Below are 14887 nucleotides of genomic sequence, written 5' to 3' on the forward strand. Positions count from 1 at the left end.
GCGGTTATCCGACTAATAACCGCCCCCTGTTCGCATCCTCAAAGTGTTGAAAGCTTCAGGCCGCATCCTTGCGGGCGATGATTTGCAGCATCACGCTGCCTTTCATGGGAAACGCCACCGGCAGTTTGTCGAATTCCGCGATGCCGTCGAGTGCGGCGTCGAGCAATTGCCGGTAACGCCGCCGCGGCACTTCGGTGGCGCCGAAGCTGCGCAGGTGCTCGGTGACATATTGCGTGTCGAGCAGCTTGAAGCCGCCCGCGATCAGCCGCGCGACCAGATGCACCAAAGCCACTTTCGAGGCGTCGCGGGCGTGGTGGAACATGCTTTCGCCGAAAAACGCGCGGCCGAGACTGACGCCGTACAGCCCGCCGACCAGCTCGTCATTTTCCCAGACCTCGACGCTGTGGGCATGCCCCATGCCATGCAGTGCCGTGTAGAGGTCGCGGATCCGCTGGTTGATCCAGGTGTCGTCACGGCCGGGTTTTGGCGCGGCGCATTCCGCGATCACCCGCTTGAAGGCGGTGTTGACGGTGACGGTATAGACGTCCGAGCGCACCGTGCGGGCGAGCCGCGAGGCGACGCGAAAATCGTCCAGTGGAATCACGCCGCGCTCTTCCGGCTCGACCCAGAACAGGCCGGGATCGTCGGCGCTTTCCGACATCGGAAAAATGCCGCAGGCATAGGCCCGCAGCAGCAAGTCGGGCGTGACTTCGGAAGAGGCGGTATCGCGCGAGCTCATCATCGTACGATAGCAGGGCGGGGCCGCATAGGCGAGCCGCTTAGCCTGCCGCGCTCATTGGCGGTGCGACGGCCGGTTTGGAGACGGCACAGAACCGCAGGATGATGCGGGTGCCGCTGTGGTTGGGATCGCGCTCGACGGTGGCCTCGAGCTTGTTAGCCATCGCGCTGACGATGCGCTGGCCCATGCCGGTGGAGCGCGGATCGGCCTTGACGTTGAGGCCGACGCCATCGTCGGTGATCGACAGTTCGAGCGCGTCGCCCTGGGCGGTCAGCACGACATGGATCGGTCCGGCGCCATCGGGATAGGCGTATTTGACGGCGTTCATCACCAGCTCGTTGACGATGATGCCGATCGCCACCGCGCGATCGGGGTCGATCTCGACAGCCGTTGCCTTGAGCGTCAGGCGCGACATCCGGTTGCCCTCGGCGGAGCGCCTGAGGTCTTCAAGCAAGGCTTCGAGATACTGGTTGAGCAGCACGCTCTTGAGGTCGTGAGACGTATAGAGCCGGCGATGCACCTGGGCCACGGCGGCGACGCGGCCCATCGCATTGGTCAGCGCCGCCTTGACGTGTTCGTCGCCCGACGAATTGGCCTGCAGATGCAGCAGCGATGCGATGATCTGCAGCGAATTGCCGACGCGATGGTTGACCTCGCGCAGTAGCATTTCGCGCTCGGCGGCGAGCGCGGCGTAGCGATCGCGCGAGGCGTGGACTTCGGCCTCGGCGTCGTCGCGCGCCTTCGAGATCATCGCCTGCTTGATGGCGGTGGTGCAGGCGACGTGCAGCAGCGGCACGAAATCACCCTGGGTGTCCTTAACGATGTAATCGACCGCACCGGCTTTCAGCGCGGTAATGGCGATCTTGGAATCCTGCGACGCGGTGACGAACACGACGGGCGGCGCGCCGAGGATGGCCTGGATCTGCGCCAGCGTCTCCAGACCGTCGAGCCCCGGCATGTACTGGTCGAGCGCGATCACGTCGATGCCACCCTGCCGGATCCGCGCCAGACCGGCTTCGCCATTGTCGCAATGCTCGACGGTAAAGCCCTGGCGCGTCAGGCCACGCTGCACCAGCCGGGCCAGACCGGCGTCGTCGTCGATATAGAGCAGCGTGGGGGCAGGCTTCGATGTCATGAGTTGGCTTGCGGTACCTGAATTACGGAGAAGAACAGCCCGAGCTGACGAATCGCGTTGGCGAAGCTTTCGTAGTTCACCGGCTTGGTGATGTAGACGTTACAACCAAGTTCGTAGCAACGCTTGATCTCTTGGGCGTCGTCGGTGGTGGTGAGCACCACGACCGGCGCACATTTCAGCAGGTTGCTTTCCTTGACCTTGCGCAGGATGTCGATGCCCGTCATGTCGGGCAGATTGAGGTCGAGCAGGATCAGCAGCGCCTCGCCCTTGTGGTCCTCGCCGCCGGCATCCTTGCCGAACAGGTAGGCCAGCGCATCTGTACCGTTGGTGAACGGAATGATTTCGTTGTTGACGCCGGAGCGCCGGATGTTGCGTTCGATCAGGCGGGCGTGGCCCTCGTCATCCTCGATCATGATGATGGTGACTGGCTTGCTCATGATTGCTTGTCCCGGTTCTTGCCCGTCCACTTCGCCGGAAGCGTAACGGTGAAATTGCTGCCATTGCCCAGTTCCGACGCCACCGACATGGTGCCGCCCATTCGCCGGACCAGAGCTCGGACATGGGCCAGACCGATACCCTGTCCCGGCTTGTCCTGTGTACCCGCCCGCCGGAAAAGATCAAAGATCCGCTGGTGGTCTTTCGGGTCGATGCCGCGCCCGTTGTCGATCACCTCGAAAATCACAAAGCCCATCTTGCTGCGACCCTTGATCAGGATATCGCCGGGAATGCCGGGCCTGAGATATTTCAGCGCATTATCGATCAAATTGCCGAAAATCTGCTCCATTGCGAGGCGATCGCTGGTGATGTCGGGCAGCGGCTCGACGCGGATCGTCGTTTCGGTCTCTGCGGCCTGATGCGCAACGGTGGAGGCGATGTTCTCGATCAGTTCGCGGGTGTCGATCTTGACGGGCTTGAACTCGCGGCGGCCCTCGCGCGTCAGATTGAGGATGGCGCTGATCAGCCGGTCCATTTTGCCGATCGACGACTTGATGAAGCCGAGCGCCTCGGTGAAGTCGGTTGATAGCTGCCTGTCCTGCTCGGCCAGCGCCGGCTCGGGCAATTCGCCATTGACGTCCGGCACCAGCGGCGTGTCGTTGCCGAGTGTAGCAATGCGACGGAAGATGTCACCACGTAGTTCTTCGAGTTCGCTGGTGAAGCCCATGATGTTGACGAGTGGCGAGCGCAGGTCATGGCTGACGATGTAGGCGAAGCGCTGGATTTCCTCATTGGCCTCGATGAGATCTGCGGTGCGCTCCTGCACCGTGGTTTCCAGATTGAGGTTGTTCTCGCGCAGTTGCGCCTCGGCGTCATCGCGGGCGCGCGACGAGCGCTGGACCAGGAAGATCGACAGGCCGGCCAGCGCAATCACCAGGCCGGAGCCGGCGACGGTGACGATCGAGGCCAGTTGCTGGGTCTGGTCGGCGGTGCGGGTGCGCTCAAGGAAGAGTTTTTCTTCCACGGCGCGCATGGCCCGCGCGGTCTCGCCGATCGCCTGCACCGCGGCGCCGTTGCCGGTCTGCGGCAGCATGGCCACGGCGCTTGGCGTATCGTTCTGCTTGACGAGCCCAACGGCCTTTGCAAATTCCCCCATCCGCGCTTCGACTGCCGGGCGGAGTTTCTTCATGTTTTCGGTCTGCAGCGGATTGTCGTCGGTCAGCCTGGCCAGCTTGTCCAGCCCGGGAAGGATCGCCGCCACGGCCGTTTCGTGCTCGGTGAGGAAGTTCGCCTGTCCGTTCAGCAGAAATGCCCGGGCGGCGCTCTCGGCGCGGCGAATCTCCAGCAACAACGTCGCAAGCTGGTTCTCGACCTCGACGGTGTGGACGACCCAGCCGGAATCCTCCCGCGCCTGGTTGACCAGGATCACCGACGACGCGCTGATCGCGACCAGCACGACGAAGCCGGCGGCCAACAGCAGAATCTGGCCGATCGAACGACGCCGGGCGCTTGCGGCGGTTCCCGGAACGGTTTTTTGCACTGAAGATTGAATCAAGACGTCCCCCGCACCGGCAAGCTCCCGGGCAGCGCGTCAACGTCGAACTGCTTCATTGGTTCCGAAGGGCGTTCTGTCGGCATGGACATGACAGTTTCAATATTGCGATGGATAGGAGGCATCTTATTACCAATTTTAGACATGACTTAACGCGGGAGCCGTATGGAGACGTCAAAAGGGGCCAACATGCGCGTTCGTGTTCTATTTCTATCATGCGTTTCTGCGATGGCCGGCATCATCGCCATCGCTGCCACCGTCTTTCTTGTCCAGCAGTGGCGCGACTACCGGGATTCGAGCGAAGCCGCTCATCTGGTTTCGGCCATGACCGCGCTGTTGCGGACCACAGAGCAGCTCGCTGTCAGCCGCGGTCCGGACAGTGCCGCCTTGCTGGCGGACGATCCGGCCAGCCCGGCCGCACTTGCGGCGATCGCCAAGGCCCGCGGCGTGCTCGCCGACGAAGTCACCGGCGCCCGTGCCGCCTTCCTTCTCGCGTCCTATCCGGAGCGCGACGTGGCGGTCGCCAATCTCGACCGATCGCGCCGCGATCTGGTGGCGATCTACGCCCGGCTGGACACCGCCTTCAAGCTGCCGCGCGCGCAGCGCGACCAAGCCCTGGCCCGGGAGTTCGTGCCGCGGATGCTCGAGCTGAACGAGCTCGTGGCCGGCATTGCCAACGGGCTCGAACGCAGCGCCAGCTCCGCGCATGGCGGCGTCGGCAGCCTGATCGAGATCGCGCGCCTGTCGTGGGACATGCGCGACGCGGCCGGCCGCCGCGCCAGCTTCTTCACCCGTGCTGCCGGCGGCAACAAGATGTTGATGGTCGCGGACATCCAGGGGGCTTCCGAACTGACCGGCGAGATCCGGCATGCCTGGGCCCGGCTGCAGGCGACGGCTTCCCAGCTGGGCGAGAGCTCGCCGCTGGCAACGGCCATCAAGGACGCGGAAGCAAGGTTCTTCGGCGACACCGACAAGTTCATCGCCGACATGACGGCAAAGGGCCTGGTCGGGACCTATTACGGCGTGGGTTTTCAGGACGTGCTGAAGCGTCTGGTCGGGCCGGCACAGTCCGCGCTCGCCGTGCGCGATGCCGCGATGCAGCAAGCTCTGGTGCTGGCCGAGACGGCGAAAACCGAAGCGCTGACGCGGCTGTCGATGGCGGCCTTGTTGCTCGTGGCGGTGGTCGTTCTGGTGATCGGTGTCACCGTGCTGTTCGACCGCCGCGTGGTGCAGCCGTTGGTCGGCATGACCGTCGCGATCACGCGGCTCGCCGAAGGCGACCGCGACGCTGAAGTGCCGGCGCGCGGCCGCCGCGACGAGATCGGGGCCATCGCCGGCGCACTGGAAACCTTGCGCCTCAATGCCATCGAGGCGGCGCGCCTCGAAGCCGAACATCGGCTGCAGCAGCGGGCGCGCGAAGCGCGCGCTGCGCGAATCGAAGAATTGACACTGGACTTCGACACGGCCAGCAGCCAGGCGATCGACGGCGTCGGCGCCGCCGGCGAAGCCGTTCGTCGTGACGCCGAAGCCAGCTCGCGACTGGCCACCGGCACCTCGGCGCGTGCCACCAGCGTCGCGGCCGGCGCCGAAGAGGCTTCGGTCAATGTCGGGACCATCGCCAGCGCCGCCGAGGAAATGAGCGTCGCAGTGTCCGGCATCGCCGAGCGGCTGGAAACCTGCGCCGCCATTGCGGCCGACGCGGTGCGTGAAGTCGGCGACGCCGACCGGCGTATCGGCGGCCTCGACCTGGCGGTGAAGCGGATCGGCAGCATCATCAAGTTCATCCAGGACATCGCCAGCCAGACCAACCTTTTGGCCCTCAATGCCACCATCGAAGCGGCGCGCGCCGGCGATGCGGGTAGGGGCTTTGCGGTCGTCGCCGGCGAGGTCAAGGCGCTGGCGACGCAGACCGCCAAGGCAACCGACGACATCACCGCGCAGATCGGTCATATCGAGATGGAAGCCGCCGCTGCCGTCGAGGCCATCAAGCTGATCTCGGCGACCATCGGCCGGGTCGATGCGGTCACAGCGGATATCGCGGCGTCGGTGATCCAGCAGCGCCAGGCCACCAGCGAGATCGCGGCCAACGCGCAGCAGGCAGCCTCCGGCACCAAGGACGTCTCGGCCAATGTCGGTGCGGTCAGCACGGCCATGACGGAAGCCGAGGCCGCCGCGTTGCGCATGATCGCCAAGGCCGACGATCTTTCGGTCCGCAGCGGCGATCTCACCGAGCGTATCTCCAGCTTTCTGAGCAGCGTCCGCGCCGCCTGACACGAAGGCGCGTCACGCAGGATCGCGTGGCGCGTGACGATCCCCCGACGGCTCTGTCCGCATGCGTGCGCCAGCGCCGATCTCACTATCTTCTGAGGAACGACCCATGACGATCAACCGCCGTGCCCTCCTGAAACTCTCCATGCTGGGAGCTGTTGCCGGCAATCTCGCGATACCTGCTGCGATGGCGCAGCCCGTCGTCGCCCCCGCCGCCAAGAAGCGCGCGCGCTGGATCTGCCTGGGCACCAAGGGCGGTCCGCGCGTCGGTCTCGGCCGGTCCAATCCGGCCAACGTCCTGATCGTCGATAACGTGCCTTACGTCGTCGATTGCGGTCCCGGCGTCAGCAAGCGTCTGGTCGAAGCCAAGGTGGCGCTGCCCGACGTGCGCTACGTGTTCGTGACCCATCTGCATTCCGACCATGTGCTGGAATACGGCAACATGGTCTATGGCGGCTGGTCGGCCGGCCTCAATCACAAGGTCGAGGCGTTCGCGCCGGCCGGCATGGAAGCGCTGACCAAGGCCTATTGGGAAAGCATCAAGTTCGACGTCGATACCCGCATCATCGACGAGAGCAAGCCGGATCCGCGCAAGCTGCTGGTCGCCAAGGACATCGTCGAGAACGGCCTGGTCATGAGCAACGACAAGGTCAAGGTGACCGCCTTCCGCACGCCGCATCCGCCGATCAACGACAACTTCGCCTATCGCTTCGAGACGCCGGATGGCGTGATCGTCTACGCCTGCGACACCGCTTACAATCCGGGACTGGCGAAGTTCGCCGAGGGTGCGGATCTGCTGGTGCACGAGGCGCTCTACGTGCCGGGCGTCGATGCGATGGTTGCCCGCGTCAAGAATGCCGCGACGCTGAAGGAGCATCTGCTGGCGTCGCACACCACGACGGAAGATGTCGGTCGGATCGCCAAAGAGGCCGGCGTCAAGAAGCTGCTGATGACCCACTTCGTGCCGGGCGACGATCCGTCGATCACCGACGAAATGTGGGCGGAAGGCGCACGCAAGCACTATTCAGGGCCGATCGTGGTCGGCCGCGATCTGATGGAAATCGAACTGTAAAACGAACCGCCACGAAGTGGACGCGGGGCAACCCCCGCGTCCGGAACGCATCAGCTAGGCGGCTTGCCCGCCAGATACTGCTCGAGCCAGTGAATGTGATAGTCGCCGTCGATGATGTCGGTCTCGCGCGCCAGCGCGCGGAACAGCGGCAGTGTGGTTTCGATGCCCTCGACCACGATCTCGTCGAGCGCGCGGCGCAGCCGCATCAGGCATTCCGGCCGGTTCTTGCCGCGCACGATCAGCTTGCCGACCAGCGAGTCGTAATAAGGCGGGATCACATAACCCTGGTACACGGCGGAATCGATGCGGACGCCGAGGCCGCCGGGCGGGTGATATTGCGTGATCTTGCCGGGCGAGGGCCGGAAGGTCTGCGGGTTCTCGGCATTGATGCGGCACTCGATCGAGTGGCCGTTGATGATGACTTCTTCCTGGGTGCAGGGCAGGTCGCCGCCGGCGGCGATGCGGATCTGCTCCAGAACCAGATCGATGTCGGTAATCATCTCGGTGACGGGATGCTCGACCTGGATCCGGGTGTTCATCTCGATGAAGTAGAACTCGCCGTCCTCGTAGAGGAATTCGATGGTGCCGACGCCGAGATACTGCATCTCCTGCATCGCCTTGGCGCAGGTCTCGCCGATCTTGGCACGCGCGGCGGCAGTGAGGATCGGGGACGGTCCTTCTTCCCAGATCTTCTGGTGGCGGCGCTGCAGCGAGCAGTCGCGTTCGCCGAGATGGATGGCGCCGCCGCGGCCGTCGCCCAGCACCTGGATCTCGATGTGGCGCGGCTTCTGCAGATATTTTTCGAGATAGACCGAGGCGTCGCCAAACGCCGCCTTGGCTTCCGTCGCCGCGGTCGACAGCGCCAGCATCAGGTCGGCTTCGGTCTGCGCCACCTTCATGCCGCGACCGCCGCCGCCGGAGGCCGCCTTGACCAGCACCGGGAAGCCGATCTCGCGGGCGATCGCCATCGCGTCGTCTTCGGGGCCGACGCCGCCCTCGGAGCCGGGCACCACGGGGATGCCGAGCCGTTTCGCGGTTTTCTTGGCTTCGATCTTGTCGCCCATCAGCCGGATATGCTCGGACTTCGGGCCGATGAAGTGCAAATTATGGTCTTTGAGAATTTCCGCAAAGCGCGCGTTCTCCGACAGGAATCCGTAGCCGGGATGCACGGCGTCGGCACCGGTGATCTCGCAGGCCGCCAGCAGCGAAGGAATGTTGAGATAGCTGTCCTTGGACGACGGCGGGCCGATGCAGACGCTCTCGTCGGCCAGGCGCACATGCATCGCGTCGGCATCCGCCGTGGAGTGCACCGCCACGGTGGCGATGCCGAGTTCCTTGCAGGCCCGCAGGATGCGCAGCGCGATCTCGCCACGGTTGGCAATCAGGATTTTCTCGAACATGTCAGTCTTGCTCCGTCGTCATCCCCGCCGAAACGCGATTGTTTCGGCTGGAGGTGCGCGCTGTTGCGCGCCTCGCAGGATGGCCGCATGCGCATGGCTCTCATCCTTCGAGGCTCGCTCAATTGGGCGAGCACCTCAGGATGACGGCTGCGTTGTTACTCGATGATGACCAGCGGCTCGCCGAATTCGACGGGCGCGCCGTCTTCGACCAGGATCTGCGTGACCGTGCCGGCGCGCGGCGCCGGGATCTGGTTCATCGTCTTCATGGCCTCGATGATGACCAGGGTCTGCCCGACGGCGACCTTGGTACCGACCTCGATGAACGGCCGGGCGCCGGGCTCCGAGGCCCAATACACCGTACCAACCATTGGCGAGGGGACCGCACCGGGATGTTTGGCGGTTTCCACCGGAGCGGCGGCGACGGCCACCGGAGCCGGGGCATATTGCGGCGCCGGCTGGTACTGCGCCGGCATCGCCGCGTTGACGCTGATACTGCGGGCTACGCGGACGCGCAGGCCGGCGCGTTCAACCTCTATCTCGGTCAAATTGGTTTCGTCGAGCAGCAGCGCCAGTTCCCGGATCATCGCGCTGTCATTGCTGGCGGTCGAAGTCGCAGTGGAAGTTTCGTCAGGCTTGCGGGCCATGGGTGCAATCCAAATTCAAGAAGGTGAGAGGAGCGTCAGGCAATCGCCGTGGCGCCGATTTTCGCGGCCAGGCCGCTGATGGCGAGGCGATAGCCTTCGATGCCGAAGCCGCACAGGCTGGCAAAGGCGGCGCGAGCGGTGAACGAGTGGTGGCGGAAATTTTCACGGGCGTGGACGTTGCTGACGTGGACTTCGACGGTCGGAATTTGCACGCCGACCAGAGCGTCGTGCAGCGCGATCGAGGTGTGCGAATAGCCGCCGGCATTGATGACGATGCCGACCGCGCCATTTTTGCGGGCCTCGTGGATGAAGTCGATCAGTTCGCCCTCGTGGTTCGACTGCCGGCAATCCGCCGACAGGCCGTAGCGCGCGGCTGCCTCGACGCAGAGTCTCTCGACATCCGCCAGCGTGGCGTGGCCATAGGTTTCCGGCTCGCGGATTCCCAGCAGATTGAGGTTGGGGCCGTTGAGCACGTAAACAATTTTTGCCATCAGGGTGTCCCGGCAGGCGCACAAGCGCGAACGTCCCGGTTTATAAGTAGAGTTGGGGGCGAGGGGAAGCCTGAACGAGCCCAGTTCCCCCAGCCAAATACCTCATTGCGTTCAGAAAAACCAATCGCAGACCGGATGTCGGCAGGCGTTAGGGGCCTTCAAGGCTTAACCGTGGCCGTCCGTCCGTCGCTTCCGGCCCGAACGACCTGACGTTATCGACGATCATACGGCCGTTTTTCGGGCCGCTAAGATCTCACTTGCCGCCCGGCAATACGTCGCTGGCGCGCACGTCGCCATTGTCGCGCTGCACCTTGTCGTCGGACGCGACGGGCTTGATGCCGGCGCCGGCTTCCGGGGGAGCAGAGGTGTCGGTGGCCTCGTCGCGGTTGACCGGGGTTGCTCGCTCGACGGGGGCGGCGGGATCCGCCGATGGAATCGTCTCAGCCGCCGCTGCCGCTGGGGCACTGCTGGGTAGCGTCGTGCCCGAACCGCTTGCCGGGGTTTGCGCCTGCATCGGAGCACTGGCGGCCATTATAACGGCGGCGACAGCGATAAGGAGCCTGTGATTCATGGGCAGTCCTGTGATGAGAAGCGGTCGAGCGGCGCCGCTGCAGAAGGGCAGGCCGGTCCACCGATCAAGTCGGCGTTAGGAATAAATTAATATTCGCGCGGCGGTGATTTGGCGTCCCCTGTTCGTTCCAGAAGAACAAACCCGGTCTCAGGCTTTGCCTTCGCAGCTGATCGGTGTCTGGTAGACCTCGGTGCCGGAATCGTCGATCACCACAACGTTCCGCGCGCTCTCGCTGACAACGTCCGTCGCGATCTGCTTGGCGATGTCGTTGGCGACGGTCATGGCCTGATCGGCGTCGTGCAGCTCCTGGCCAATGGGATCTTCGAGCCGGTAATCGTCGACGATTTCGAAATGATACTTGGGCATGCGCGTCCTCCGCAGGGGTAATGCGGGCCACGCGCGGAATGTTCCGGGTGGATCTGCGGACAGTTCGGCGGAACGATTCCCGGCAATTGCGACTTGCACCGACGAAATTTTAGAGTGCGGGCGATGACGGCGTTGCTGGAAAAGATTGTTCTCAGGTTTACCGAAGCTCCGCTGGTAGCAGGCACACGCCGCGTTGCCGACGCGCCGGCAACGGCAACCGACCGGTCGGTCACGGTCAGGAACTCGGATACGAAAACCAGCTGATCGCTGCATCGTGCAGCCCCACGAAAAAACCGGCCGCAGAGCAGCCGGTTTCTGTTGAAGACTACGCGTTGCCGGTTCAGCACATCGCCTTGCCGCAGCGCGCATTGCTGATTTTTTCCTTCAGCGCGTCGATGCCGACCGCTCCGATCACGACCTGCTTGCCGATCACATAGCTCGGCGTGCCGTTCATGCCCATCGATTCGGCGAGCTTGAAGTTCTCCTCGATCGTGGCGCGAACTTCCGGGCTTGAGAAATCCTTCTCCAGCCGGGCCATGTCGAGTCCGGCTTCCTTGGCCGCCGCCATCGAGCGGGCCTTGTCGGCCTGGCCGCGACCGCCGAGCAGCTTCTGGTGGAAGTCGAGGTACTTCTTGCCGGTCGGGTCCTGCATGCGGACGGCGACGGCGACCTGCGCGGCCTCGACCGAGCCCGGTCCGAGCACCGGGAACTCCTTCAGCACGACCTTGAGCTTCGGATCGTCCTTCATGATCTCGACCATGTCGGTCATGGCCTTCTTGCAGTAACCGCAATTGTAATCGAAGAACTCGACGAAGGTGACGTCGCCGTCCTTGTTGCCGACGGTGACGCCGCGCGGCGAATTGAAGATCAGATTGGCGTTGGCGGTCACGGCCGCGGCGTGCTTCTCGGCCTCGGCAGCAGCCTGCCGCTTGGTCAGCTCGGCGGAGACTTCCTCGAGGACTTCGGGATGCGTCAGCAGATAGTCCTTCATGATCTTCTGGATTTCGCCGCGCTGGGCGTCGTTGAAGCTCTGCGCCGAGGCCACGGCCGGCGCGCCGCACAAAGCGAGCGCCAGGGCGGCGGGGGCAAGAAAGCGGAACGAAAACATGGAAAAATTCCTTTGGGGCAAAGCGAGCCAGGATGCTGGCGGATATCCAGAGAGCTATTTAGCATTTTGCAGACGAAATACGCTCGATTTGTGAACAGGCGACGGATGCCATCGCCGCAAATCCCCGTGATCCGCCGGTCTCTGGGCAGTCCGCCCGTGCGCGGGCCGTCCGCGGCCAAGCGGCAGCGTCTTAACCTGCACCCGCATCACCTGCCAACGGGCGATTCGCCCGTCATGGCCGGTCGCCGGTCGCGCGTTGCGGTGAGGGCTGCTTTTGGAAATCGAGAACATTCCAGACTGGCGGACTGCCTTCAAGGTCTTCAACGGCAATTTGCTGCCGCTACCCCAGGCTGAGTGGAGAAAATATCGAGGCACGTTCCCATGTTGCATGCACCTGGTTTTCGCCGTCGAAGCGATCGTCGCTGTCGCGGCCCGATGGTTTCGCCGCCGGTTTCGCGGCAATGCGACGGTGAGCGCAAGATCAACAAGGTGACACGTTGAATTCATGAGGTCGTCACGTCGCGAGACTAGCTACTGCGTCGAGAGATGCAGTGAGATTTGGTTCGAGGACATTCATGATCGCAAAATCAGATCTGCCAGTTGTTGGCGCCGCGCTGTCGATGGCAACGCTTGCCATTCATCGCGACTGGATTCTCGAGAAGCAGCGCGATCTGGAGATCCAGGACTTTTTCAGAAGCGAAACACTGGATGGCGATTGGCGTGCGGTGGCCGATGGTGTTCGTCGCCTGCTTGACGGCTATACTGGCCGGCTCGGCATGCACGGTCCGTTCTGGGGTTTCAAGATCGACAGCCAGGACCCTCTGATTCGCGCCGTCGTCACCAAAAGGCTGCTGCAGGGGCTCGATGCCTGCGAGGCGATCGGGGCGACGCAGATGGTGATCCATTCGCCGTTCACGACCTGGGACTACAATAATCTGGATATCAATCCCGGTGCGCGCGAGGCTCTAGCCGAACGCGTGCATCAGACTCTCAGGGACGTGGTGCAACGCGCCGAAGGCATCGGTTGCGAGCTGGTGATCGAGAACATCGAGGACATCGACCCGATGGCGCGCGTGCTGCTGGCCCGGAGTTTCGACAGCGCCGCCGTTCGTGTCTCGATCGACACCGGGCACGCGTACTACGCGCACTTGTCCACCGGCGCGCCGCCGGTCGATTATTATGTCGATGCCGCCGGTGCAGATCTTGCCCACGTGCACATCCAGGATGCCGACGGCTATTCGGATCGTCACTGGTTGCCGGGCGACGGCACCTTGAACTGGAACGCTGTGTTCAAGGCGCTCGGCCGCCTGTCGCACCGGCCGCGACTGCTGATCGAGGTCAAGGACCAGGCCAATATTCGGCGCGGCGCCGCGCATCTGGAGGCGCTCGGTCTCGCTTTGTAGGCTGATCCTGTCGTCGTCCCTGTCTGTTCGTCTGTTTTTGTCCGATGCCAAAGGAACGCATCATGATTCGTCCCAACCGCCGTTCGATTCTCAGCCTTGGCGCCGCCGCCGCCGGTGCATTCATCCTGCCGCGTATCTCGATTGCGCAGGCCGATAACCGTCCGTCGATCACCATCGCCGTACAGAAGGTTGCCAATTCCAACACGCTCGACGTGCTGCGCGAGCAGTCCAATGTCGGCGAGCGGGTGTTCTTCTCCTCGCTGTGGGAAGCGCTGATCGGCAAGGACTGGCGCGGCGATCTCGGCATCACGCCCGGACTCGCCACAGAATGGCGCCGCATCGACGACCAGATCGTCGAGTTGAAACTTCGCCAGGGCGTCAAGTTCCACAACGGCGACGAGATGACCGCCGACGATGTGGTGTTCAGCTTCAGCCGCGAGCGCATGTTCGCCAACACCGAAGCCAAGAACCGCAGCACCATCCGCGCCAGCGAACAGATCCCGACGCCGCGGCCCGGCAAGGAATTGCCCGGCGATCTGCCGGCAGTAGCGCGCCGAATCTGGCCCGACTTGATACGCGTCGAGGCGATCGACAAGTACACTGTGCGTTTCATTAATGCGACGCCCGACGTCACGCTGGAAGGCCGGCTGTCGCGGTCCGGATCCAACATCATGAGCCGTCGCGGCTGGGACGATGCGGCGAGCTATCTCGATTGGGCGCGCAAGCCGATCACCACCGGACCCTACATGGTGGCGGAGTACAGACCCGACGTATCGCTGACGCTGGTGGCGCATGACGAATACTGGGGCGGTCGCCCGCCGATCAAGCAGATCCGCTTTGTCGAGGTCCCAGAAGTGTCGAGCCGGGTGAACGGACTGGTGTCCGGCCAGTACCAGTTCGCCTGCGATATTCCACCGGACCAGATTGCCGGCATCGAAAAGAACGCCGGCTTCGAGGTGCAGGGCGGCACCATCGCCAACCACCGCCTCACGGTGTTCGACAAGAACCATGCGCAACTGGCCAATCCGCTGGTGCGCCGCGCTTTCACCCATGCGATCGACCGGCAGGCGATCGTCGATAGCCTGTGGGCCGGCCGCACCCGGGTGCCGAACGGGTTGCAGTGGGAATTCTACGGCGACATGTTCCATGCCGACTGGACAGTCCCGGAATACAACCCGAAGCTGGCGCAGGATCTGCTGAAGCAGGCCAACTACAAAGGCGACCCGATCCCGTACCGGCTGCTCAACAACTACTACACTAACCAGGTGCCGACCTCGCAGGTGCTGGTGGAAATGTGGAAGGCCGTCGGCCTCAACGTCCAGATCGAGACCAAGGAAAACTGGACCCAGATCATGGAGCGTACGCCGACGCGCGCGGTGCGCGACTGGTCGAATTCGGGGCCGTTCAACGATCCGGTGTCGTCGATCCTGGCTCAGCACGGTCCAAATGGACAGCAGCAGCAGATCGGCGAGTACGCTAACGTCGAAGCCAATGCGCTGTGCGAATTACTGGAGACCTCGACCGATCGCCCGAAGCGCCGCCTTGCGTTCCGCCGCATGCTCGAAATTCTCGAGCGCGAAGATCCCGCCTATACGGTGCTGCACCAGAACGCCACCTTCACCGCGAAGCCGAAATCCATCAAATGGAAGGCCTCTCCGGCCTTTGCGATGGATTTCCGTCCCGGCAATTTCGGGAGCTGAGCG

Annotated in this window: 14 protein-coding genes; 4 read left to right on the forward strand and 10 right to left on the reverse strand. The window is 63.7% G+C overall.

Annotated elements, in window-relative coordinates:
• Positions 1–55 precede the first annotated feature (55 nt).
• From aat to FNL56_RS15235, 4 genes are read right to left on the reverse strand one after another with little or no spacing between them, the layout of a single operon-like run.
• Positions 56–739, reverse strand: coding sequence for a leucyl/phenylalanyl-tRNA--protein transferase (gene aat / locus FNL56_RS15220; RefSeq protein ID WP_143576175.1), 684 nt, complete (start codon positions 737–739; stop codon positions 56–58).
• 40 nt (positions 740–779) lie between these two features.
• Positions 780–1874 carry a sensor histidine kinase gene (locus FNL56_RS15225; protein WP_143573698.1) on the reverse strand — a complete coding sequence of 365 codons (1095 nt, stop codon included), beginning with the start codon at positions 1872–1874 and terminating at the stop codon, positions 780–782.
• Positions 1871–2311, reverse strand: coding sequence for a response regulator (locus tag FNL56_RS15230; protein WP_143573700.1), 441 nt, complete (start codon positions 2309–2311; stop codon positions 1871–1873). The genes FNL56_RS15225 and FNL56_RS15230 overlap by 4 nt, the downstream gene beginning before the upstream one ends.
• On the reverse strand, positions 2308–3849 hold the full coding sequence (locus FNL56_RS15235; protein WP_246661576.1) for a sensor histidine kinase: 1542 nt from the start codon (positions 3847–3849) through the stop codon (positions 2308–2310). Before FNL56_RS15235 ends, FNL56_RS15230 begins: the two co-directional genes overlap by 4 nt.
• 240 nt (positions 3850–4089) lie before the next feature.
• Between FNL56_RS15235 and FNL56_RS15240 the strand changes: the two genes are divergently transcribed.
• Together FNL56_RS15240 and FNL56_RS15245 are read left to right on the forward strand one after the other, a co-directional pair.
• Entirely contained in the window at positions 4090–6132 is a 2043-nt protein-coding gene (locus tag FNL56_RS15240; RefSeq protein WP_168202944.1) for a methyl-accepting chemotaxis protein, read from the forward strand.
• 106 nt (positions 6133–6238) lie between these two features.
• Entirely contained in the window at positions 6239–7201 is a 963-nt protein-coding gene (locus tag FNL56_RS15245) for an MBL fold metallo-hydrolase (RefSeq protein WP_143573704.1), read from the forward strand.
• Positions 7202–7251: 50 nt separating this feature from the next.
• Here FNL56_RS15245 and accC read toward each other — a convergent pair whose 3' ends face one another.
• The 6 genes from accC to FNL56_RS15275 form a co-directional block, all read right to left on the reverse strand.
• Complete coding sequence (gene accC, locus FNL56_RS15250) at positions 7252–8601, reverse strand: acetyl-CoA carboxylase biotin carboxylase subunit (RefSeq protein WP_143573706.1); 1350 nt, start codon at positions 8599–8601, stop codon at positions 7252–7254.
• 155 nt (positions 8602–8756) lie between these two features.
• The gene (accB, locus tag FNL56_RS15255; protein WP_143573708.1) at positions 8757–9245 is read right to left on the reverse strand and encodes an acetyl-CoA carboxylase biotin carboxyl carrier protein; all 489 of its coding nucleotides are present in this window, start codon (positions 9243–9245) and stop codon (positions 8757–8759) included.
• 35 nt (positions 9246–9280) lie between these two features.
• A complete protein-coding gene (gene aroQ / locus FNL56_RS15260; protein WP_143573709.1) occupies positions 9281–9736 on the reverse strand; it encodes a type II 3-dehydroquinate dehydratase in 456 nt (151 codons plus the stop codon).
• A 253-nt stretch (positions 9737–9989) separates the two neighbouring features.
• The gene (locus FNL56_RS15265) at positions 9990–10307 is read right to left on the reverse strand and encodes a hypothetical protein (RefSeq protein WP_143573711.1); all 318 of its coding nucleotides are present in this window, start codon (positions 10305–10307) and stop codon (positions 9990–9992) included.
• Positions 10308–10454: 147 nt separating this feature from the next.
• The gene (locus tag FNL56_RS15270; RefSeq protein WP_143573712.1) at positions 10455–10673 is read right to left on the reverse strand and encodes a DUF6894 family protein; all 219 of its coding nucleotides are present in this window, start codon (positions 10671–10673) and stop codon (positions 10455–10457) included.
• A 340-nt stretch (positions 10674–11013) separates the two neighbouring features.
• On the reverse strand, positions 11014–11781 hold the full coding sequence (locus tag FNL56_RS15275) for a DsbA family protein (protein ID WP_143577963.1): 768 nt from the start codon (positions 11779–11781) through the stop codon (positions 11014–11016).
• A 575-nt stretch (positions 11782–12356) separates the two neighbouring features.
• On the opposite strand from FNL56_RS15275, the gene FNL56_RS15280 reads away from it, so the two are divergent.
• A complete protein-coding gene (locus FNL56_RS15280; protein ID WP_143577964.1) occupies positions 12357–13184 on the forward strand; it encodes a sugar phosphate isomerase/epimerase family protein in 828 nt (275 codons plus the stop codon).
• Positions 13185–13246: 62 nt separating this feature from the next.
• Positions 13247–14884, forward strand: a complete 1638-nt coding sequence (locus FNL56_RS15285; RefSeq protein ID WP_143582121.1) for an ABC transporter substrate-binding protein — start codon at positions 13247–13249, stop codon at positions 14882–14884.
• Positions 14885–14887 lie beyond the last annotated feature (3 nt).

The organism is Tardiphaga sp. vice304 (assembly GCF_007018905.1).
Taxonomy (GTDB): domain Bacteria; phylum Pseudomonadota; class Alphaproteobacteria; order Rhizobiales; family Xanthobacteraceae; genus Tardiphaga.